The organism is Ruegeria sp. BHSB056, assembly GCF_059613305.1.
The window spans coordinates 1-20,630 of record NZ_JBXWSG010000073.1 but is presented as its reverse complement, the minus strand read 5'-3'; the positions used below and the strand labels follow the sequence as shown (position 1 = coordinate 20,630).

Sequence of the window (20,630 nt, the reverse complement as noted above, 5' to 3'; positions counted from 1 at the left end):
GAAGGAGAGCGGAGATGCGCAAGATCGGGGTGCTTATATTTCCAGGATTCGAGTTGCTGGATGTCTTTGGGCCGATGGAGATGTTCGGCCTTCTTGCAGATGACTTTGAACTGGAGTTTGTCGCCGAAACAACGGGGCCGGTTCAAAGCAATCAGCAGTTAAAGGCGTTCGCCGAACATTCAATCGATAACGACGCACACTACGACATCCTGTTTGTACCTGGTGGTGCCGGTACGCGCTTTGAGATTGAAAACGCCCGATTGATTGACTGGATCAGACGCAAGACGCAGACGGCAGAATACGTCCTCAGCGTTTGTACGGGCAGTGCCCTGCTCGCCAAAGCTGGGGTACTGGATGGCCATCGCGCCACAACAAACAAAGCTGCGTATGCCTGGGTTTGCGAACAAGGGCCGAATGTCGACTGGGTTCCGCAAGCACGCTGGGTCGAAGACGGATCTTTCCTCACGTCATCCGGAGTTTCTGCAGGTATGGATATGACGTTGGGTGCAATTACACTGATGCACGGTGAAGATGTCGCTGAGAAGGTGGCCATGTGGTGCGAGTATTCTTGGCAAAAAGACAAAAGTCACGATCCGTTCGCACGTGCTCATGGGCTGGTTTGAAAGCCTTTGCGACTTATCTCTCTGTCAGCTTCAACTCGATCCGGCGGTTTTGCGCGTGTGCCTCGGGCGTGTCAGCCGGATTAACGGGCTGGAATTCTCCAAACCCGTTAGCCGCAAGGCGGTTGGGTGGAATGCCCAGCGCGTCAACCATAAAGCGCACAACCGACAGCGCGCGACCCTGGCTGAGCTCCCAGTTGTCGCGATACCGGCCCGACCCGGCCAGAGGAACGTTGTCGGTGTGGCCGTCGACCCGGATCACCCAGTTCAGACCGGGCGGGATTTCAGCGGCAACACTGCGTAGGATGTTAGCCACCTTGGCGACCTCCTGCTGCCCTTCTGCGGACAGTACGGCGGACCCGGTCGGGAACAGAACCTCGGACGAGAATACAAACCGGTCACCTTCGATGCGCACCCCCTCCTGACCGCCCAGAACGTCCCGCAGGCGACCGAAGAATTCCGAGCGATAGCGTTGCAGGTCCTCGGCCTGTGCCGCCAATTCCTGGTTCTGCCCGGCCAGTGCCTCGGCCTCGGCCTCAAGACGCAGGCGTTCCGCTTCTTCCAGCAGACGGCGCCTGCGTTCTTCGGATGCGGCACGGGCCAGTGCGGCGTTCAGGTCCTGCCCTAACGTCTGAATCTGCACCTCGGCGGCAGCGTTGCGTTCTTCGAAATCGTCAAGCAAAGCCTGCAAGGAGCCAAGTTGCCCGCGCAGGGCGGCGATCTGCTGGTTCAGCAGAGCGGCTTCTCGCTGCGCCTCGGCAGAGATTTCTTTTTCATCCGAAAGCGTCGCATTGGCGAGGTCCAGTAAGGCCTGCCGCTGCTCGGCCAGAGAGCGTTGTGCGTTGGCATCCGCCTGCGCCTGCGTCTGCGCCTGCAAAGCGGCTTCAAGCTGGGCCCGCAGTTGATCCGGGTTCACGTCACCAAACTGACGCTCCAACGCGGTACGCGCCGCCTGTGCTGCGGCCAACAGGGTGAGTGTGTCTTCGGCCTCTTTGCGTTGCGCTTCCAGCGCAAGTGTCATGGCCGTCAGCTCGGCATCGGCATCCTGAAGGCGGTTACGCAGTGCCTCGGCGGCGGCGGCTTCGGCCAGACGGGCGGCCTCTTCATCGCTGAGCTGCTGTTCAAGGGAGGTGATCTGGGCGTCCCGGTCGGCGCTGCCTTGCTCCAGATCCGCCACCAGCGCTTCCAGTGCTTCCCGGCGGGCAGCGGCCAAACGGGCGGCTTCGGTCTGCGCGTCGATTTCCTCGCGGCTTTGGGCAAGGGCCAGGTTCAGCGCCTCTTGCTCGGTCAACAGTTGCGCGCGCTGCGTTTCAAGCGCTGCAATATCGCCCAGTGCCCGTTCCTGTTCGGCCAGCAGGGCGGCAACTTGCGCTTCGAAGTTGGTGATCCGGGTCTGTGCCTGATCCAATGCGGCAGCCTGACGGTCGCGCTCGGTGGTCAGTGACGCGATCAGTGACTGGGCTTGCGCCAGATCGTCTTCGGCCTGAGACAGGGTGGTATTCAACGCCCCAAGCCGCGCCTGCAACCGGCTGTTTTCGCGTTCTTCCAGCCCCAGCGCACCCGCCAGCGCCGCGATTTCGTCGGCCAATGTGGTCAGTTCGTCTTCCTGACCCGAGATGGTTTCGCGCAGCACAAACTGGATCACCATGAAGATGGTCAGCACAAAGGTCAGCACCATCAACAGCCCCGTCATCGCGTCGACGAAACCGGGCCAGACCGAGCCCTGGAACCGTTGACCGGTGCGGCGGGACAGCGCCATGGGTTATTCTCCTTCCGGCGTGGTACGCACCGCACCGCGCGGCAGGGTCAGCGCCTTGACCAGCAGTTCTATATCCTTTCGGAACTCGTTCATGCTTTCCTGACGGCCCGCCGAAATCTCTTCAAGAATGCGCAGCAGCTGCACATCCATCGAGCGCAGGCGCATCCGGCTTTCGACGTCGATGCCTTCACCCGCGCCGTGATCGCGCATGTGATCCAGCAAGGCTTCCTGACCTAGGGCCACGCGTTCCAAAGCCGAGGTGACGCCTTCGGTATTGGCCTGACGGTTGTTCATCTCACCGATCACATCGACCAGCAAACCCAACTTGGCGGAAACCTCGGCGCGCTCGCTTTCCTGCGCTGAAAACAGATCCTGCAACGCATCCATCTGTTCTGACATGGCGTCCAGCACCGGCGTGAGCACGGCAATTTCGGCACCGCCTTCTTCTCCACCCGCGAAACCTACACGGGTGATCGAAGACAGCCATTCTTCAAGCTCGCGATAGAAACGGTTCTGGCCGTGCCCTGCGAAAACTTCGAGCAGACCGACGATCAGCGACCCGGCCAGACCCAGCAGAGACGATCCGAACGCAACGCCCATTCCCTGCAACTGCGCTTCGAGCCCGGTCATCAGGCGGTTGAACACGGCCAGCCCTTCTTCGCCCTCTTGCGGATTAAGGCTGCGGATCGTATCGACGATGGCAGGTACGGTTGTCGCCAAACCGAAGAATGTGCCCAAAAGACCCAGATAGATCAGCACGTTGGTGATATAGCGAGTGATCTCCCGCTCTTCCTCGACCCGTTCGGCTACGGAATCCAGAATCGAGCGGGTTGAAGTGGAGCTGATCTGCGACCTCGCGCCCCGTTCGCGCAGCAATGAGGCCAAAGGAGCCAGCAATTGCGGCGTGCGGGCGTCTTCGCGCACTACACCGCCAACAAAAGCCTCGATCCAGCGCACGGATCCGATCAGTTGTGTCACCTGATAGAAACAGGCGAGAACGCCGATCAGAAACACCATCAGGATGAAGCCGTTCAGGTACGGGTTGGCGAAGAACACCGGCAACACATAGGGCAGCGCCAGAAACACACCCAGCCCGGACAGGCCGATCGCCATCAACATCAACAGAATCTGCCGTGTTGGATGCGAGAAATGGGGTCTCGCGCCCTGATGTGCCTGCGCCATGCGCGTGGTTCCCGGTATTTGCCTGCTCTGCGTCGAAACTAGCGAAATTCCACTGGTGACGCCAAGAGTTTATGCGGTAATACTGCGCACCCGTTGCGCCAACCACTCAAGATCGGCGTCGCGCAGGCCGATCTCGGCCAGATGTTCGGCGGTATTGTACAGGTATTCGTCATTCGGGCCGCGCCCGCCAACCGCATGGGCGATGATCCGGGCTTGATCCTCCAACGGCATCCCGCCGCAATACTGCACATGGTCGGCATCGATCACATAGGTCACGGCGTTGACAATGTCGCCATTTTCCAGATGCACATCCAGCATACGTTCGACATAGGCCGACGAGATCAGCTCGCGCTCGCGCAGTTCGTGCAGAGTGCGGTCTTCGTGACCGGTTTCAACCGCAAGGGCCAAACCGGTGCAGGTCGCGTTTGCCTGTTCGTCCAGCGCCAGCACCAGCCCCGGTTCTTCCTCGGTTCCCCGGTGGTGGATCGAGCTCATGCAGAAGGACCGGGCATAGCCATGCAGTGTCGCGCGTTCGCTGCGCGCGACCGGAAAGCCCGGATTCCACAGCAGCGATCCATAACCGAAAACCCACATCGTCATTGCACTGGTCCTTGCCCGTTTGGGCCTATAAACATCAATTCCGAGGCAGGAAAAAGGGCCAAAGCTCATGCGCCGTGTCATACGAGTGATCATTTTTATCGGCATCCTTTGGAGCGCCTATTGGTTTGTCGCCGGATATGGTCTGCGCGCGGCAATCACTGGCTGGTTTGATCAACAACAGGCGCGCGGCTGGCTGGCTGATTTCTCGGACGTGGCAACGGCAGGGTATCCGACCCATCACGTGACCCGACTGAACAACCCTGCCCTTGCAGATCCGGTGAATGGCACAGCCTGGCGCGCGGACTGGATCGAATTCGAAAGCCCCGCGATCTGGCCCGGCCGGCAGGTGCTGCGGTTCGCCGAGACGCCGCAACGACTGTCTTACTACGATCAAACCTCAACGATTGTCGCCGATGAATTGATTGCGGAACTACAGTTGCAACCCGGCGTTTCGCTTGTGCTTGAAAAACTGGCGCTGACGGCAGGGGCGTGGTCGGTGACCGAGAACACCACTGCACTGGCCGCCGGGGACACCCTGAGCCTGATCATGGCGCAAACATCCCTGCCCGAAGCCTATGCCATTACCGCCCGCGCGGATGGGTTCACACCCGGCGACCGGTTGCGGGCCCTTATGAATTCGGCCGCGTCGCTGCCGCAGTCCTTCGAAACGCTGGAACTGGACATGGTCACCACGTTCAGCAAAGTCTGGGACAGGTCGGCGCTGGAGGACAGCAGACCGCAGCCCGTGGCCATCGACCTGCGACTGGCCGAGATCAAATGGGGTGGGTTGCGTCTGTTTGCGGCTGGGAAACTGGATGTAGACGCGCAGGGTGTACCCAGTGGTGAGATCGCCGTCAAAGCCGAGAACTGGCGTGATATGATCGACATGGCAAACGCGGCAGGCGCCCTGCCCGATCAGGCGGTTGATCCTGTCACCCGTGCACTGAACTTTCTGGCAGGGCTGGGCGGCAACCCCAACGCACTGGACCTTCGGCTAAACTTCCGGGACGGTTTTGTCGCTCTGGGGCCGGTGCCGCTGGGCCCTGCTCCGCGGCTGATCTTGCGTTAACGGCAATACGCTCCGCTGCGGTAGCGTGCCGTATCCAGATGGAAATGATCGCGATGGTAGCTGTCCGAGTTCGGCCCCAAAACGGTGCCGAACGGGCCACACGCGCCGCGCCAGATCTTCTGCAATTGCTTCTTTGACGGGTTCTTGCGCCATCCTTCCAAGACGGTCACCACCTCGCCATCGGCCATTTTGAAGGCTGAAATATCGATGGCCCGTCCTTTGCCGTGCTCGGAAATCCGCGCGCCTTTGCGGTTGTTGCGGGTTCGGCAGGCATAATGAGCCGCCACCTGCAACTCGACCACGGGGCCGCGGCGTTTGAAGGTGGGTTTGACTGTCTTGTCGACCCATTTGTTCAGCGCAACGGCGGTGCCGCAATCCATTGTCGCCGGACGGCTGAGTGCCACACCAGAAACAGAGGTGATCTGCACTGCATCTTTTACGCCACAGGCTGAATTCTCGCTGACGACCCTGCCGACGGGCTTGCCCTGAATTGCGATATCTCCGCAAACGGACCCTTTGCGCAGCTTGCGTTTTTTGAAAAGCACCTGCTGTTCAAGAGATTCAGGTCTCATGTTAGGCATCAGCGAGGTGTCGGGCCCCAGCAGCGGCAAATCCGAAGGTCGCGCCAGTGCAGCAGTGACCTGCGGTGAAACCGGACGTGAGATGGGGCGCAGATCGGTTATGGCCGCGACGGACACCGGGGCAACAGCGGACACAACCTGAACGTTGTGCTGGTCCAGAATCGGACGTGCGGGTGGAACCAGAGATCGTTCCAGAGGTGCTGCCTGCGTCGCCACGGCACACAACGCCATGATCCCGATCAGAAATTGCCCCCGGTAAACCCTCATGAACCTGCCTTTCCCCGCCCGAAATCCGGAGCGTCCGTGTCCTGCCCCGCATCGATGATGCCGCGACGAATAGCACGGGTATGGGTGAAGTAGTCAAACAAATGTTCCCCGTCCCCGGTGCGGATGGCACGTTGCAGCGCAAACAGCTCTTCCGTGAACCGGCCCAGGATTTCCAGTGTCGCGTCTTTATTGGACAGGAACACATCACGCCACATGGTCGGGTCCGATGCCGCGATGCGGGTGAAATCCCGAAAACCCGCGGCCGAGTATTTGATCACTTCACTATCGGTCACCCGGCGCAGATCGTCGGCCACACCAACCATCGTATAGGCGATCAGGTGCGGCGCATGAGAGGTCACGGCCAGAACCAGATCGTGATGATCCGCGTCCATCTCATCGACATAGGACCCCATACCTTCCCACAGCGCCCGAAGGCGGGCGATTGCATCCGGGTCAGTCCCTTCGACAGGCACCAGCAGGCACCAGCGATTATCGAACAATTTGGCAAAACCCGATTCCGGACCGGAATGCTCTGTCCCAGCCAAAGGATGCGCGGGAATGAAATGCACACCTTCGGGGACATGCGGCTGAACTGCCTGAATGACATGCTGTTTGACCGACCCCACATCCGACAGGGTCGCGCCGGGCTTGAGCACGGGTGCGATGTCTTCTGCGACGGCCCCCATTGCCCCCACAGGCACGCAAAGAACGACAAGATCCGCACCTTCGACCGCTTCGCGCGCCGTGTCACAGACGCGGTCGCATAGCCCGATTCCGCGCGCCGTGTCACGTGTCGCTTCGGACCGGGCATAGCCGGTCACTTCCCCAGCCAGGCCCCCACGCTTGATCGCCCAGAACATGGAGGAGGCAATCAGGCCAAGCCCGATCAGCGCAACCCGGTCGTAAATCTGGCTCATGCTGCACCCTCTTTGAATGCTGTAATCGCCGCAACGACGCGGCGGCAGGCTTCCTCATCGCCCACGGTGATCCGCAGGGCATTCGGCAGGTTGTAGCCTGCAACCCGGCGGACAATCAAACCCTGCGTCTTCAGATAGTCGTCACAGGCCTCGGCCTCGGTCCTGTCGGCAAAACGCGCGAGGATGAAATTGGTGCAGGACGGGTCCGAGGGTACGCCGATCTTGTCCAGCTCCTCGGCCAGCCACACCCGAAGGCGCGCATTTTCGGATTGGCAGAACGTCAGGAATTCGATGTCGCTGATCGCTGCTTCGGCCGCGGCCAGGGCTGTCAAAGACAGGTTAAAGGGCTGACGCATCCGGTTCAGTACATCGATAATCGATTGGTGGGCATATCCCCAGCCGACCCGCATCCCGCCCAGCCCGTACACTTTCGAGAATGTGCGGGTCATGATCACGTTCTCATACGCATCCACCAAAGACGCGCCACCATCGAAATCGTCAACGAACTCGGCATAGGCACCGTCCAGAACCATCAGGCAGGTATCAGGCAGACCCTGCGCCAGACGGTCCAGTTCGTCGTTCGAGATCATGGTCGAGGTCGGGTTACCGGGGTTGGTGACAAACACGATCCGCGTCTGGCTGGTTACGGCGGCCAGAATGGCATCCACATCGACTTTGCGGTCGCGCTCGGCCACCATGACCGGTGCGGCACCTGCCATGCGGGCGATGATCGGGTACATGGAGAACCCGTGCTCGGTATAGATCACCTCATCCCCCGGCCCCGCATAGGCCTGAGCGATGAATTGCAGCACCTCGTCGCTGCCGACACCGCAGATGATCTGCGCAGGGTCCAGCCCGTGACGTGCGCCGATAGCCGCGCGCAAACTGGCGTGGTCAGTGTTTGGGTACCGATGCAAATTTGCCGCGCTGTCGCGCACCGCCTCAATCGCCTTGGGGCTGGGGCCGAACGGGTTCTCGTTCGAGCTCAGCTTGATCACATGCTCAACACCCGCCACATGCGACTGGCCGCCCTGATAAAGCGCGATGTCCATAATGCCGGGTTGCGGGGTGATCTTGGTCATGAGAGGCTCCGTTGAATGGGCCCCTCATACCTGTCTCAACGGATTGAGAAAAGCGGCAATTCCATCATGCGGCCTTGAAGCGCGCAGTCGCCGGGTCGGCGTTGTAATAAGGTACGAATTCCTCGGTGCGGCGCGACAGGTCATTGACACTGTCGATGATGAACTGGACCGTTTCCTCGCTCATCAGGTACGAGAAATTCAGGCGTACCCAGCCGGGTTTCTTCATCTCTTCCCCCGCAGACAAGGCCGCGCGCAGCGCCTCGGACGCGGCGCGATCAATCCCCAGAAGGCGGTGGGCATAAGGCCCTGCGCAGGCACAGCCGCCACGTGCCTGAATGCCGTAGACGTCGCTGAGCATCCGGGTAAACAGCTGCTGATGCACAGGCTGTCCCGCGTTGTCGCGCACGAGGAAAGAGAAGATCGGCAGGCGATGCGGGTGATTGACCCCAAGCAAGGTCAGTTTCGGATTATCCTTCCACCCGTCCAGCGCCATCTGGTTGTACTGCGCCTCGCGCCTTGCAATTTCTTCCGTGCCGACGACATCTTTGACGATAAAGGCCAGCGCCGCGCGGATGTCGCCAATCACGTTGGGCGTTCCCGCCTCTTCCCGCGCAGACAGGTCCGCGCTGTAGTCATGCCGCCACGGTGACACGAAACTGACGGTGCCGCCACCCGGCCAGCTGGGGCAGTTCCGTTTGGCCGCGGCCCGGTTTACGATCAGAACACCCGACGCCCCCGGACCGCCCGGGAACTTGTGCGGGGAAACGACGATCGCATCCTTGCGCGCGTCCGCCGGCCCCATATCCATCGGCAGGTAAGGCCCGCCCCCGGCGTAATCCCAAATCGCCACAGCGCCGTGCGCCTTGAGCAACCGAGTCACCGGATCAGGGTCTGTGACAATTCCGGTTACATTGGACGCCGCCGAAAAGGAACCGATCAGAAGATCTGCGCCTGCATGGGTCAAGAGCGCGCTTTCCAGCGCCCCCAGATCAACCCCGCCGCCTTCGGCCTCGGGGATTTCAACCACAAGTGCCTTGCTTTCCCGCCAGGGCAGGATGTTCGAGTGATGCTCGTACGGACCAATCAAGACAACCGGTTGGTCGGCCTCTGCCACCCCGAGCAGGCTGACCAACCGGTTGAGCCCCGCAGTGGCGCCGGACCCGGTGAAGATCACCGCGTCCTCTTCCTGGGCACCAACAATGCGGGCTATTTCCGCCCGCGCCTCGCGGCGCAGATGTGTCATGTAAGATCCGCAGTAAGAGGCCTCGGTGTGGCTGTTCGCGTAAAACGGCAACACATGTTGCGCCACAAAGTCTTCGACCTGCTGCAAGGCGCGACCCGAAGCGACGTAATCCGCATAGACAAGCGGCACGTCCCCATGCAGACCCGGGATCAGAACATTTTCTCCGATCAGCCCATCGCGCAGGTTTGAATTGTGAGCGGTGGAACAGAGTTCCGCACGAAACTTGGACAGGGACATTGCGTTGGCTCCTAACTGTCCAACTAATGTGATTTATTAATCGCGTGAAAACTTCACCTATTATTGCGTAGATTTTAAAAACTTTGTGTCATATGATCAAACATGGCACAAAAATTAGATCAAATTGACACGCGCCTTTTGAAAGAGCTGCAAAAGGACGCCACCCTGTCGCAACGGGAATTGGCGGATCGTGTGGGGCTTTCGCAGAACGCCTGCTGGCGCCGCCTGAAGACTTTGAACGAAGATGGCGTCCTGATCGGCTCAACTGCCCGCATCGCACGCGAGAAATTGGGGTTGAGCCTTGTGGTCTTTGTCATGCTGCGCACGCGGCATCATTCGGCCGAGTGGCTACAGGCCTTTCGCAGCCACGTTCTGACGATCCCCGAGGTCGTGGATTTTCATCGTATCGGCGGTGACTACGATTATCAGCTGAAAGTCGTCACACAGGATATGGCGTCTTACGACAAGGTGTATCAACGGCTGATCGAAAAGGTCGAGCTGGATAGCGTCACGTCTTACTTCGCGATGGAAGCAATCGCCGAAGGTCGGCCCTTGCCGATATGATTACGCCGTAAACAGCGGGCGTTTTTGTTTGAAAAAGGGCACCATGATATCGCGGAACGCGACCAGTTTTGCCGAAGGCCAAACATCCGGGTGCGCCACGATCCAGATATCTGCGTAGGGTTGCGGTGAAAGAACCGGAACCTGCACCAAGCCCCGAAGTGAGCGGCCCAGAAACACCGGCATGCGCACAACGCCCAACCCTGATTGTGCGGCACCCGCCATCGCAACCATGTCATCAAAACGCATATGTATGCGCGAGTTCGGATAGATATTGTCGACGCCGTCCGGCAGGTTCGGCTGCTTTTCATAAAGCAACCAATCCACGGGCGCGTTCGGATCTTGCTGCATTCGCGCGGCCCATTCAGGCGTGGCAAAACAAGCGCTGTGCTGTTGCGTCAGGCGCAGACCTTTCAACGTATCGCCGGGGTTGCGGCTGATCCGGATCGCTATGTCGGCTTCGCGCCGATTAAGATCCAGAATCTCGTTTGCTGCACGCACCTGCAAAGACACAGCAGGGTGCCTTTGAGCAAAATCACCCAGCGCCGGGGCCAGCACATGGGCAATTAAGAGTTGCGGCGCAGTTAAGGTCAGTTGCCCTTCCAACCGGGCATCCCGCCCTGACAAACCACGCAGCATCGCATGTTCTGCGCTTTCCATCCGGGCAGCATATGCAGCGACAAGATGCGCTGCTTCTGTCGGCCGATACCCGTCGGTTAGCCTTTCGAACAGCACTTCGCCTGTCGCCGCTTCGGCGCGGGCTATACGGCGCGCGACAGTTGTGTAGTTGACGCCAAGCTCTTGTGCCGCGGCGGACAGGGTACGCCTGCGGACCACGGCGAGTACGGCCCGGTAATCATCCCAATGAATATCCATACATGCAAATTCGCATACTAATGATGCAAATACACGCGTTTTCGCAAAGCAGATCACACCCTAGCTTTTGCCCACACATCAAGGAGCAAAGCCATGATCTATGCCTACGCAAAACTCACCGTAAAGAATCCCGACGCTCTGGCCGCTTATCGCGAGCAGGCCGGGCCTGCACTGGCCCGCCATGGCGGAAAGGTCGAACACGCGACTGCTGAAACAACCGCGCTGGACGGCACACCGGACTTGCCTGACGTTGCAGCCCTGCTTTCCTTTCCCAACCGGGACGCTGCACTGGGATGGATCAACGACCCGGAACTAAAAGACATTCACGAGCTGCGTCGCAGCGCAGGCGCGTCAGATATCGTTCTGCTGGGCTGAAAATGAAAAGAGCCGCACCCAAAGGTGCGGCTCTGAATTTCAGGTCGGAAAGCGAAGATCAGTTCTTCGCGTAGAATTCGACGACCAGGTTCGGTTCCATCATGACCGGGTACGGCACATCGCTCAGGCCCGGTGCGCGAACGAACGTTGCGGTCATTTTCGAGTGGTCGGCGTCGATGTAGTCAGGTACATCACGCTCGGCCAAGGCAACAGCTTCCAGAACAACAGCCAGCTGCTTGGACTTGTCACGCACTTCGATGACGTCGCCTTCTTTGACACGGTAGCTGGGGATGTTGACCCGCTTGCCGTTCACTTTGACGTGGCCGTGGTTCACGAACTGACGCGCAGCGAAGACGGTCGGTACAAACTTGGCACGATAGACGACGGCGTCCAGACGGCGCTCCAGCAGGCCGATCAGGTTTTCACCGGTGTCGCCTTTGACACGCTCGGCTTCGGCATAGATGCGGCGGAACTGCTTTTCGGTCAGGTCGCCGTAGTAGCCTTTCAGCTTCTGCTTGGCACGCAGCTGCAGACCGAAGTCCGATAGTTTGCCTTTGCGGCGCTGGCCGTGCTGGCCGGGGCCATATTCACGACGGTTAACCGGGGATTTCGGACGACCCCAGATGTTTTCGCCCATCCGGCGGTCGATTTTGTACTTGGCAGACGTGCGTTTGGTCACGGCTGATCTCCTTCTTTAGGTCGATGCCCAAACGGGCAACTATGAAGGGCGTTGTCCTCTTGAGGTTTCCCTCATGACAGGCTTCCCCTTGCGGGGGCCACCAACACCAATGAAGCCGCGCTTATATCCGCAAAGCCGGCAGAGTCAACACGGCATTCAACGCAGTTTCGAATATCTGCAAAGATATGTTCGCCGCAGGCAGCGCAGGCCCCTGCGCGCATAGCGACGGTTGCCGTCACACCGCTTTCATCAAGAAAAATGCAGGTCGCGTTCAGGCTGGAAATGCAACGACGTTCCCGCCGCCTTCAACACCCGCCTTGTGCACCATCACAACCTCGGTCACGTCGACGATCCAGAATTCTTCATCCCGTGGCGGGCAAGCGCCATCGAAAACAATGGTCGGCGCTGCATCATTGGTGTCGGCAACAAGGTTGGCTGAAAACCGCTGCGACCCATTGGTAAGTGTCAAAGCTCCGGTCACGTAGCCGGAGATTTCCCGGACAATCGGAAAGCGGTTCTGCAAACGGGTTGCAGCTCCCCGCGCATATCCAATCTGTTCGACGCTGCTCTCGGCTTCTGCGCTCAGCACTATTGCCTGTCCGCGCCATGACCAAGCCGCGCCGACGGCCAGACACGCCAGAGGCGCGTCCTCGAGTCCGTCAATTTCAGTTTGATCCCATGAAATGGCTACCTGACCGTTAACTCCGGCTCTCATCTGCCCACTCGCACTATTTAACATCCCGATATTCAATCATTGCTTATCAACACAAAATCCGGCGGAAAAGAGACGGGAATGCAGCATTCACAAGAATGTTGCAGAAGTGAATCAAAAATACGTGTTCGACCTGAAATCAATACCCGCCTACGAGCAATCCCGGTGCCGTGTTCGTTGTTGGTTGTCCGAACAACAACCGGCTGCGATTGATCATGATTCGAATTTGAAACCACCACCCAGAAGGGCGATAGCCACACTTGCGTGGCCAGGCTCTCAATCTGTCGGGTCAAATTGACGAGTGCTGACTTTCGTGCAGCGCCTCATATCTACCCGCATTTGGAATGACCGCAGCTGCGGCAGGTCATGCAGCCTTCGATCATGACCATGTCATACTGACCGCAGGACGGGCAGGCTTTGCCGCGTGGCGCGTCCAGGTTCACCACCTGCGCCTGGGGGTCGGATTTCAGCCCCATCCCCTCGCCTTCCAGAAAGCCGATGGCGACCATGTGCTGTTCGATCACGCCCCCGATCGCGGCCAGGATCGACGGGATATACTTGCCTTTAACCCACGCCCCGCCGCGCGGGTCGAAAACGGCTTTCAGCTCTTCGACCACAAAGGACACGTCTCCACCCCGGCGGAACACGGCCGAGATCATCCGCGTCAGCGCCAGTGTCCAGGCGTAATGCTCCATGTTCTTGGAGTTGATGAACACTTCGAACGGGCGGCGGCGGCCCGAGATGATGATGTCGTTGATGGTCAGATAAATCGCGTGCTCGCTATCGGGCCATTTCAACTTGTAAGTCGACCCCTCCAGCGATTGCGGGCGATCCAGCGGTTCGGACATGTAAATGACGTCGCCGCCTTCAATTTCATGAGGCGCATTCGCGCTTTCCCCCGGCGCCTTATCGTCGCTTTCCGAAACGGTCAGAACCGAGCCGGTCACATCGTTGGGGCGATAGGTCGTGCACCCTTTGCAGCCCTGATCCCAGGCCTGCATGTAGACGTCCTTGAAGGCGTCAAAGCTGATATCCTCGGGGCAGTTGATGGTCTTGGAGATCGAGCTGTCGATCCATTTCTGCGCTGCCGCCTGCATCTTGACGTGATCCGACGGTGTCAGAGTCTGGGCATTGACGAAGTAGTCCGGCAGCGCTGCGTCACCGAACTTGTCGCGCCACATCTGAACGGCGTAATCCACGACCTCTTCTTCGGTGCGCGAGCCGTCTTTTTGCAGAACCTTGCGGGTGTAGGCATAGGCAAAGACCGGTTCAATCCCCGACGACACGTTCCCGGCATAAAGCGAAATCGTGCCCGTGGGTGCGATCGAGGTCAGCAGAGCGTTGCGGATACCATGTTCGCGGATCGCATCGCGGACGTCGTCATCCATTTGCTGCATCGTGCCGCTGGCCAGGTATTTCTCGGCGTCGAACAGGGGGAACGCGCCTTTCTCCTTAGCCAGATCGACCGAGGCCAGATATGCGGCGCGGGCGATTGCGTGCAACCAGCGTTCCGTCTGACGCGCCGCCTCGTCGGACCCATAGCGCAGGCCCAGCATCAGCAGCGCATCCGCAAGACCCGTCACGCCCAGCCCGATGCGGCGCTTGTCCTGCGCTTCCGCCTCTTGCTCGGCCAACGGGAATTTCGAGGCGTCCACGACGTTATCCATCATGCGCACGGCTGTCGCGACCAGTTCCTGCAACGCCGGTTCATCCAGGTGCGCGGCATCCCCAAACGGTTCGGCCACCAGCCGCGCCAGATTGATCGAGCCCAGCAGGCACGCCCCGTAAGGTGGCAGAGGTTGCTCGCCACAAGGGTTCGTCGCGGCGATGGTTTCAACATAGCTCAGGTTGTTGGCCTGATTGATGCGGTCGATGAAGATCACGCCCGGTTCGGCATAATCATAAGTGGCCTGCATAATCTTGTTCCACAGATCACGCGCCTGCACGGTGTGATAGATCTTGCCGTCGAATTGCAACTCCCACGGGCCGTCGGCCTTGACCGCCTCCATGAAGGGATCGGTCACCAGCACCGACATGTTGAACATGCGCAGGCGGGCCGGGTCGGACTTGGCGGTGATGAACTGTTCGATATCGGGGTGATCGCAGCGCATGGTGGCCATCATCGCCCCCCGGCGCGAACCCGCGGACATGATCGTGCGGCACATTGCGTCCCACACATCCATAAAGCTGAGCGGGCCCGAGGCATCCGCCGCCACGCCTTTTACATCCGCGCCGCGCGGCCGGATGGTCGAAAAATCATAGCCGATCCCGCCCCCCTGCTGCATGGTCAGCGCGGCCTCTTTCAGCATGTCAAAGATACCGCCCATGCTGTCGGGGATGGTGCCCATGACGAAGCAGTTGAACAGCGTCACCTGCCGCGCGGTACCTGCGCCAGCTGTGATGCGCCCGGCGGGCAGATATTTGAAATCTTCCAGTGCCTCGTAGAACCTTTCTTCCCAATGATCCGGGTTGTCCTCGACCCGCGCGAGGTCACGGGCGATGCGTCGCCAGCTGTCTTCAACCGTCTGATCGATGGGCGTGCCATCCGCCTGTTTAAAGCGGTATTTCATGTCCCAGATCTGCTCGGCGATGGGGGCGGCAAAGCGGCTCATTGGTGATTCCCTGTGCTGAAAGAGGTATCCAGACTAACACCCACTACACCTTGATGAAAGCCAATCCTGAGCTACAATGGATAGATAGCCAAGGGACGACTCTGTGGGAAAGCTGTGGATAAGTACGTGAACCTCATCAAACTTTCGGTTGGTTCGGAAAGCGTGGACTCTCTGATCGCTTGGCAGGACAGCCGAATGCCGCTTTATGAGGACGGATATCCGCGCCACGTAACCCGCATGTGGCCCAAACGTGATGCCGAGATCCTGAATGGCGGATCAATCTATTGGGTCATCAAGGGTGTCGTACAATGCCGTCAGCGCATTCTGCGCCTGGATGAGGTGATCGGCGAAGACGGTATCCGCCGATGCGCCATCGTGCTCGACCCAAAGGTACATCGGACCCAGAACGCCTTGAAACGCCCGTTTCAGGGCTGGCGGTATCTGAAACCCGAAGATACACCAGCCGACCTGCCGAAAGGGCGCGCGCAGGACGACGCCCTGCCCGATGATCTGAACCGTGCCCTTGCGGATATCGGTGTGTTGTAATTACTGCAACCGATCCAGCAATTCTGTCAGAACCGCCTTGTCCGCCGCGTCGACCTCTGCAACCCGGCTGCGCCACAATGTGGCTTGCGATTGCAGGATCAGGCCATCCGACAGGACTTTGAGGTGGTTCGCCCGCAGGGTTTCACCGGACGAAGTGATATCGGCAATTGCCTCGGCTGTTTCGTTCATGACCGTACCTTCGGTCGCCCCCTGGCTGTCGACCAGAGTGTAGTCGGCCACGCCTGCGTCGGTCAGGAACTCACGCACCAGTCGGTGATATTTGGTGGCGATCCGCAGCCGGTGGCCGTGGGTGTTGCGAAATGCTGCTGCCGCCGCGTCGAGATCGTCCAGCGTGTCCACATCGACCCAGCAGGCGGGTGTGGCAATGATCAGATCGGCTTTGCCAAAGCCCAGCTGCGCAATCTCTTCGACCTGCTGTTCCCAGCGCGGAAGTTTTTCTTGCACCAGATCGATGCCGGTGACGCCCAGATGAATACGGCCCGACGCAAGTTCGCGCGGAATCTCACCCGCCGACAACAGAACCAGCGAGACGCCGTCAATCCCGTCAACCCGACCCGCATATTCCCTGTCCGAACCGTTGCGGGACAGCATGATGCCATGTTTTTCGAACCATGAGACGGTCTTTTCCATCAACCGGCCCTTCGAGGGCACGCCCAGTTTCACACTCATTGCGCGGCCTCCTCGATTTCAAGCATCAGGTCCGGGCGGATCACGCCGCCGATCGCGGGGATTTCGGCCCCATCCCCCAAACGGCGCGTCAGCGCATCATAGCGCCCACCGGTGGCGACGGGCGGCAGGTCGGGACGGCCTTCGGCGTAGAACCCAAAGACAAACCCGTCATAATATTCCATCGATGTCCGGCCATAAGACGCTTCGAAATCCAGTCGGGCGACATCGACACCACGCGCCTGCAGGGCGGCGATCCGCGCCTCTAACCGGTCCAGCGCCGGGGTGATCTGCGGCAGATCCACTGCCACATCCCGCAGCTGTTCCAGCGCGAAGGGCATGGTTTCACGCACATTCAGCAGCGTTTCCAACCCGGCCAGCTCATTGTCAGAGATCGGCGGCGCAGCGCGATCTTCGCGCAGGGCTTTGATCCTGTCGGCAATCTCGGGCGCGCGACGCTTGCCGATCATCGGAACATCAACCGCCATCGGGTCGTCCGCGTCCAAAAGCGCGTCACGGCCTTCGGGCCCCGGTTTACGCCCTGCAAACCGGTCCAGCAGCGCACGGAACCGGCGCGGCCGCCACAGGTGCCGCATCAGCGCGGCCTTGCGGCGGTCTGTGGTCCGAAGCCCTTCGACAGCCGCCGTCAGGATACCGATATCCCCGGTGGCTGCGCGCAGGGGCAGCCCGCGCAGTTGCAGCGCCATCAGCGAAAACACTTCGGCATCGGCACCAGCGGGATCATCGCGGTCAAACACCTCGTACCCCACCTGAATATACTCGTTCGAGCGGTCCGGGTCGTGTTCCTGACGGCGAAACACCTCACCGGAATAGGTATAGCGCGCAGGCTCGGCCCCGTCCCGCATGTGCATCTGAACAACAGGCAGGGTGAAGTCCGGGCGCAGCATCTGCTCGCCCCGCAGCGCGTCCGAGGTGACGTAGGCACGGGCGCGGATATCCTCGCCATAGAGGTCCAGCAACATCTCAGCAGGTTGCAACAGGGGCGTATCCACAACCTGCGCGCCCGCAGCCTCGAACCGGACACGCATCATCGCGGCACGGGCCTGTATCTGGGAACGGTTGGGCATGGGTCAGTCCTGACTGTCCAGAATTTCACGCACTTTCGCGACCAGATCAGAGCGCGATACTTCGAACTGGCTGGGGCGTTCTTTCCATTCCTCCAGCGTGGCGCTTTCGGCGATCTTGGCCCCAAGGATCAGGTCCTTGATCTGCACGATGCCTTTTGCCTTCTCGTCTCCGCCTTCGATCACCGCAACCGGAGAGTTGCGCTTGTCCGCGTATTTCAACTGGTTGCCAAAGTTCTTGGGATTGCCCAGATAAACCTCGGCCCGGATGCCCGCGTTGCGCAGCTCGGCCACCATCGCCTGATAATCGGCCATCCGGTCGCGATCCATGACGGTGACGACCACGGGGCCTTTGGCCTGGGCGCTGATCCGGCCCTTTTCGCGCAGCGCGGCCAGCAACCGATCGACGCCGATGGACACCCCGGTCGCGGGCACTTCCTGCCCGGTGAACCGCTTGACCAGATCGTCATAGCGCCCGCCGCCCGCGACCGAGCCGAACTGCCGCTTGCGACCCTTTTCGTCGAAGATTTCAAACGTCAGCTCGGCCTCATAGACCGGACCGGTGTAGTAGCCGAGGCCGCGGACGACGGAGGGATCAATGACAATGCGGTCGGGGCCGTAGCCTTGGGCGTTTAACAAGGAGGCAATCTGTTCCAACTCGTCGACACCTTCCAATCCAACTGCCGAGGTTTTTAGTATTTCCCTCAGTCTGAAAATTGTTTTCTCATTTGTTTCGCCCCGAGCCTGTAGAAAGTCGATGAAACCGCTTGCCATAAAATCCGACAAGTTGACGCCATCAATAAATGCGCCGGAGGCATCGTGCCGTCCACCCGTCAATAAATGGCGGACTCCCTCCGCCCCAACTTTGTCAAACTTGTCTAACTGCCGGAGGATAGCATCAATGCCCAGCTCGTCATTTTCTAAACCTTGAAGTTCTTGGTCACGATATCTTTTTCGCTCTTCAACTGACATAGAGACAACATCGTAACTTTCCGAACCTCGAGTGACGCTTGTAAGCACACCGTTCAGAACCTTCCGGTTATTCACCCGGATCAGGTAGTCACCGCGCGGGATGCCAACCTCTTCCAGTGTGTCGGCCAGCATTGCACAGATCTCGGCGTCAGCAGCCATCGAGCCGGTTCCGACCGTATCCGCATCGCACTGATAGAACTGCCGAAAGCGCCCCGGCCCCGGCTTTTCGTTGCGCCAGACCGGACCCATTGCATAACGGCGATAGGGCGTGGGCAGATCGTTGCGGTGCTGGGCATAGACACGGGCCAGTGGCGCGGTCAGATCATAGCGCAGGGCCATCCAGTCGCCATTTCCGCCCTCGTCAAACTCCTGCCATGCAAAGACGCCTTCGTTCGGGCGGTCCACGTCGGGCAGGAACTTGCCCAGCGCCTCGACGGTTTCCACCGCGCTGCTTTCCAGCGCGTCAAACCCGTACCGATGATAGACACCCGCAATCGTCCGCAGCATCTCGGTGCGCTGCGTGACTTCCTCGCCGAAATAGTCACGGAACCCTTTCGGCGTTTCGGCCTTGGGGCGGGGCTGTTTCTTGGGCTTGGCCATGTGGGGCGTCCTTGGGAGTGTACCTGTTCCGCGCGCGGTCTATCCCATGGCCCGCATCTGGGCAAGGCGCGCTTTCTCTGGCCAAGGCGTCACAGGGTCGCTATGTGCAGCCTGAAAGACAGGAGCATCCCATGCAGCATCTGGAAGAACAGATTGCCCATCTGACCCGCACGGTTGACGATCTGAACGCGGTTGTCACCCGGCAACAGGCCGAGATTGACCGGCTGACCCGCCGTGTCGAGATGCTGCTGCACCGCGAGGCCGAGCGCGCGCAGGAAGGGTCAGGCGGCGTTGTCCTTGGTGACGAACGTCCGCCACATTACTGAAAGCTTACAGCCCCAGCGTTGATTTCACCGCGTCGTCGACGACGCCACCCAGCAGGGCGTTTTCATCCCCGGCGCAGCCGTCTTTCAGAGCCGCCACAAATGTTGCGCGCAGCGCGGCCTTTTCCTCGTCCGAACTGGCATGAGCTTCGAGGTCAACCTGACGGTTATAAAGTGACAACGCCGTCATCTTGCCGACCACGTCCACAATGTATTCTTCATTCCCGTCAGCCTCTTCGATGATCGACGCGCAGGTGTGGTACATAAGCGGCAGCGCCGCTTGCACCATCTGTTCGGCTTCCTCGTCCGCAAGGACAAAACCGGGCCCTGTTAGCAACGCGGCGGTTGTGATCACTTTCATTGCGTTCAAACGCATCATTCCGCCCCCGCTTATTTCGAGTTCGCGCCGATCAGCGCACCAACAATTGCCCCTGCGGCGGCGCCTTTGCCGTCGCCGACCAAGGCCCCAACCCCGGCCCCGATCACAGCACCTTTGATCGTGTTCTCTTTCTTCTTGTCGTCCGCAAGCGTGGCTGTCGCCGAAACCAAAGCCAGCGATGCCGCCGCCCCCAATGCAATTGTTCTGAAATTGAGACCTGCAATCGTCATATCAACGCCCTCCCGTGGCATGATCAGAAGACATATTTGCAAGGTCAGCCTAGCGATGCGCTAATTGTCTGGCAACAAAGCGATGTCAGATCTCTTCGACGGTCATCACACCTTCCAGCGATTTGATCGCGCCCTTGATCTGGGGATTGATCGGGAACACACGCCCAAGGTCAATTTCGACGTCGCCGGGCAGGCCTGGGTCCAGCAACAGCAGCTGGATCGGGCCGCGGGCCGCACCCTTGGCGGCGGTTGCGGCTTCTTCAAGAACCGTTGCAATCGTTGGCACTGCCCGCGCTTCGTCGACAAAGATGCGCAGGCCCGTCGCCCCGGCTTCGGCCACCACAGAATCCGCTGGTCCAACCGAACGACCCAGCAGCTTGAGCTGATCGGACTCCATCGTCGCCTCGACGGTCAGAACCACCTGAGCGCCGGTTTC

At 59.8% G+C, this 20,630-nt stretch carries 22 protein-coding genes and 1 pseudogene; 6 read left to right on the top strand and 17 right to left on the bottom strand.

Annotated features, from left to right (window positions below; translation table 11 throughout):
- Positions 1–14 precede the first annotated feature (14 nt).
- A complete protein-coding gene (locus AC2FND_RS15530) occupies positions 15–623 on the top strand; it encodes a DJ-1/PfpI family protein (RefSeq protein ID WP_496770705.1) in 609 nt (202 codons plus the stop codon).
- Between the two features lie 13 nt (positions 624–636).
- Here the strand turns inward: AC2FND_RS15530 and AC2FND_RS15525 are convergent, their stop codons facing one another.
- The 3 genes from AC2FND_RS15525 to AC2FND_RS15515 all read right to left on the bottom strand — a co-directional run bounded on the left by AC2FND_RS15525 (position 637) and on the right by AC2FND_RS15515 (position 4,161).
- Positions 637–2,379, bottom strand: coding sequence for a peptidoglycan -binding protein (locus AC2FND_RS15525; RefSeq protein ID WP_496770703.1), 1,743 nt, complete (start codon positions 2,377–2,379; stop codon positions 637–639).
- Positions 2,380–2,382: 3 nt separating this feature from the next.
- Positions 2,383–3,561, bottom strand: coding sequence for a biopolymer transporter ExbB (locus AC2FND_RS15520; RefSeq protein ID WP_496770701.1), 1,179 nt, complete (start codon positions 3,559–3,561; stop codon positions 2,383–2,385).
- A gap of 69 nt (positions 3,562–3,630) precedes the next feature.
- Positions 3,631–4,161 (bottom strand): gamma-glutamylcyclotransferase, encoded by a 531-nt coding sequence (locus AC2FND_RS15515; RefSeq protein WP_480487542.1) that lies wholly within the window; start codon positions 4,159–4,161, stop codon positions 3,631–3,633.
- 67 nt (positions 4,162–4,228) lie between these two features.
- Between AC2FND_RS15515 and AC2FND_RS15510 the strand changes: the two genes are divergently transcribed.
- Entirely contained in the window at positions 4,229–5,230 is a 1,002-nt protein-coding gene (locus AC2FND_RS15510) for a DUF2125 domain-containing protein (protein WP_480898172.1), read from the top strand.
- On the opposite strand, the gene AC2FND_RS15505 is transcribed toward AC2FND_RS15510, so the two are convergent.
- From AC2FND_RS15505 to AC2FND_RS15490, 4 genes are all read right to left on the bottom strand, one after another.
- Complete coding sequence (locus AC2FND_RS15505) at positions 5,227–6,078, bottom strand: extensin-like domain-containing protein (RefSeq protein ID WP_496770698.1); 852 nt, start codon at positions 6,076–6,078, stop codon at positions 5,227–5,229. The two genes, AC2FND_RS15510 and AC2FND_RS15505, sit on opposite strands and share 4 nt — an antisense overlap.
- The gene (locus AC2FND_RS15500) at positions 6,075–6,995 is read right to left on the bottom strand and encodes a prephenate/arogenate dehydrogenase family protein (RefSeq protein ID WP_496770697.1); all 921 of its coding nucleotides are present in this window, start codon (positions 6,993–6,995) and stop codon (positions 6,075–6,077) included. The genes AC2FND_RS15505 and AC2FND_RS15500 overlap by 4 nt, the downstream gene beginning before the upstream one ends.
- The gene (gene hisC / locus AC2FND_RS15495; RefSeq protein ID WP_496770696.1) at positions 6,992–8,077 is read right to left on the bottom strand and encodes a histidinol-phosphate transaminase; all 1,086 of its coding nucleotides are present in this window, start codon (positions 8,075–8,077) and stop codon (positions 6,992–6,994) included. The genes AC2FND_RS15500 and hisC overlap by 4 nt, the downstream gene beginning before the upstream one ends.
- Before the next feature lie 64 nt (positions 8,078–8,141).
- Positions 8,142–9,557 (bottom strand): aminotransferase class V-fold PLP-dependent enzyme, encoded by a 1,416-nt coding sequence (locus AC2FND_RS15490; RefSeq protein ID WP_496770695.1) that lies wholly within the window; start codon positions 9,555–9,557, stop codon positions 8,142–8,144.
- A 102-nt stretch (positions 9,558–9,659) separates the two neighbouring features.
- Between AC2FND_RS15490 and AC2FND_RS15485 the strand changes: the two genes are divergently transcribed.
- A complete protein-coding gene (locus tag AC2FND_RS15485; protein WP_209598060.1) occupies positions 9,660–10,121 on the top strand; it encodes an Lrp/AsnC family transcriptional regulator in 462 nt (153 codons plus the stop codon).
- Here AC2FND_RS15485 and AC2FND_RS15480 read toward each other — a convergent pair whose 3' ends face one another.
- Complete coding sequence (locus AC2FND_RS15480; protein WP_480919148.1) at positions 10,122–10,994, bottom strand: LysR family transcriptional regulator; 873 nt, start codon at positions 10,992–10,994, stop codon at positions 10,122–10,124.
- A 93-nt stretch (positions 10,995–11,087) separates the two neighbouring features.
- On the opposite strand from AC2FND_RS15480, the gene AC2FND_RS15475 reads away from it, so the two are divergent.
- Complete coding sequence (locus AC2FND_RS15475; protein ID WP_480546152.1) at positions 11,088–11,369, top strand: DUF1330 domain-containing protein; 282 nt, start codon at positions 11,088–11,090, stop codon at positions 11,367–11,369.
- Between the two features lie 58 nt (positions 11,370–11,427).
- Here AC2FND_RS15475 and rpsD read toward each other — a convergent pair whose 3' ends face one another.
- The 3 genes from rpsD to AC2FND_RS15460 all read right to left on the bottom strand — a co-directional run bounded on the left by rpsD (position 11,428) and on the right by AC2FND_RS15460 (position 15,372).
- On the bottom strand, positions 11,428–12,048 hold the full coding sequence (gene rpsD, locus AC2FND_RS15470) for a 30S ribosomal protein S4 (protein ID WP_170374584.1): 621 nt from the start codon (positions 12,046–12,048) through the stop codon (positions 11,428–11,430).
- 271 nt (positions 12,049–12,319) lie between these two features.
- Positions 12,320–12,763, bottom strand: a complete 444-nt coding sequence (locus tag AC2FND_RS15465; protein ID WP_496770694.1) for a hypothetical protein — start codon at positions 12,761–12,763, stop codon at positions 12,320–12,322.
- Between the two features lie 326 nt (positions 12,764–13,089).
- Positions 13,090–15,372, bottom strand: a complete 2,283-nt coding sequence (locus tag AC2FND_RS15460) for an adenosylcobalamin-dependent ribonucleoside-diphosphate reductase (protein ID WP_209504821.1) — start codon at positions 15,370–15,372, stop codon at positions 13,090–13,092.
- 114 nt (positions 15,373–15,486) lie between these two features.
- On the opposite strand from AC2FND_RS15460, the gene AC2FND_RS15455 reads away from it, so the two are divergent.
- A complete protein-coding gene (locus AC2FND_RS15455) occupies positions 15,487–15,918 on the top strand; it encodes a DUF1489 family protein (RefSeq protein WP_209598064.1) in 432 nt (143 codons plus the stop codon).
- Here AC2FND_RS15455 and hisG read toward each other — a convergent pair whose 3' ends face one another.
- From hisG to hisS, 3 genes are read right to left on the bottom strand one after another with little or no spacing between them, the layout of a single operon-like run.
- Positions 15,919–16,608 (bottom strand): ATP phosphoribosyltransferase, encoded by a 690-nt coding sequence (hisG, locus tag AC2FND_RS15450; protein WP_496770693.1) that lies wholly within the window; start codon positions 16,606–16,608, stop codon positions 15,919–15,921.
- The gene (locus AC2FND_RS15445; RefSeq protein ID WP_480915415.1) at positions 16,605–17,693 is read right to left on the bottom strand and encodes an ATP phosphoribosyltransferase regulatory subunit; all 1,089 of its coding nucleotides are present in this window, start codon (positions 17,691–17,693) and stop codon (positions 16,605–16,607) included. The genes hisG and AC2FND_RS15445 overlap by 4 nt, the downstream gene beginning before the upstream one ends.
- A gap of 3 nt (positions 17,694–17,696) precedes the next feature.
- Positions 17,697–19,262, bottom strand: coding sequence for a histidine--tRNA ligase (gene hisS / locus AC2FND_RS15440; RefSeq protein WP_496770692.1), 1,566 nt, complete (start codon positions 19,260–19,262; stop codon positions 17,697–17,699).
- Positions 19,263–19,393: 131 nt separating this feature from the next.
- Here hisS and AC2FND_RS15435 point away from each other — a divergent pair, with 131 nt between their 5' ends.
- A complete protein-coding gene (locus tag AC2FND_RS15435; protein WP_209598067.1) occupies positions 19,394–19,588 on the top strand; it encodes a SlyX family protein in 195 nt (64 codons plus the stop codon).
- A gap of 4 nt (positions 19,589–19,592) precedes the next feature.
- On the opposite strand, the gene AC2FND_RS15430 is transcribed toward AC2FND_RS15435, so the two are convergent.
- From AC2FND_RS15430 to AC2FND_RS15420, 3 genes and pseudogenes are all read right to left on the bottom strand, one after another.
- Positions 19,593–19,964, bottom strand: a complete 372-nt coding sequence (locus AC2FND_RS15430) for a hypothetical protein (RefSeq protein WP_496770691.1) — start codon at positions 19,962–19,964, stop codon at positions 19,593–19,595.
- A gap of 11 nt (positions 19,965–19,975) precedes the next feature.
- A complete protein-coding gene (locus AC2FND_RS15425; RefSeq protein WP_480831250.1) occupies positions 19,976–20,194 on the bottom strand; it encodes a YMGG-like glycine zipper-containing protein in 219 nt (72 codons plus the stop codon).
- An 85-nt stretch (positions 20,195–20,279) separates the two neighbouring features.
- Positions 20,280–20,630 (bottom strand): annotated as a pseudogene (locus tag AC2FND_RS15420) (DNA polymerase III subunit alpha); the annotation flags it as partial.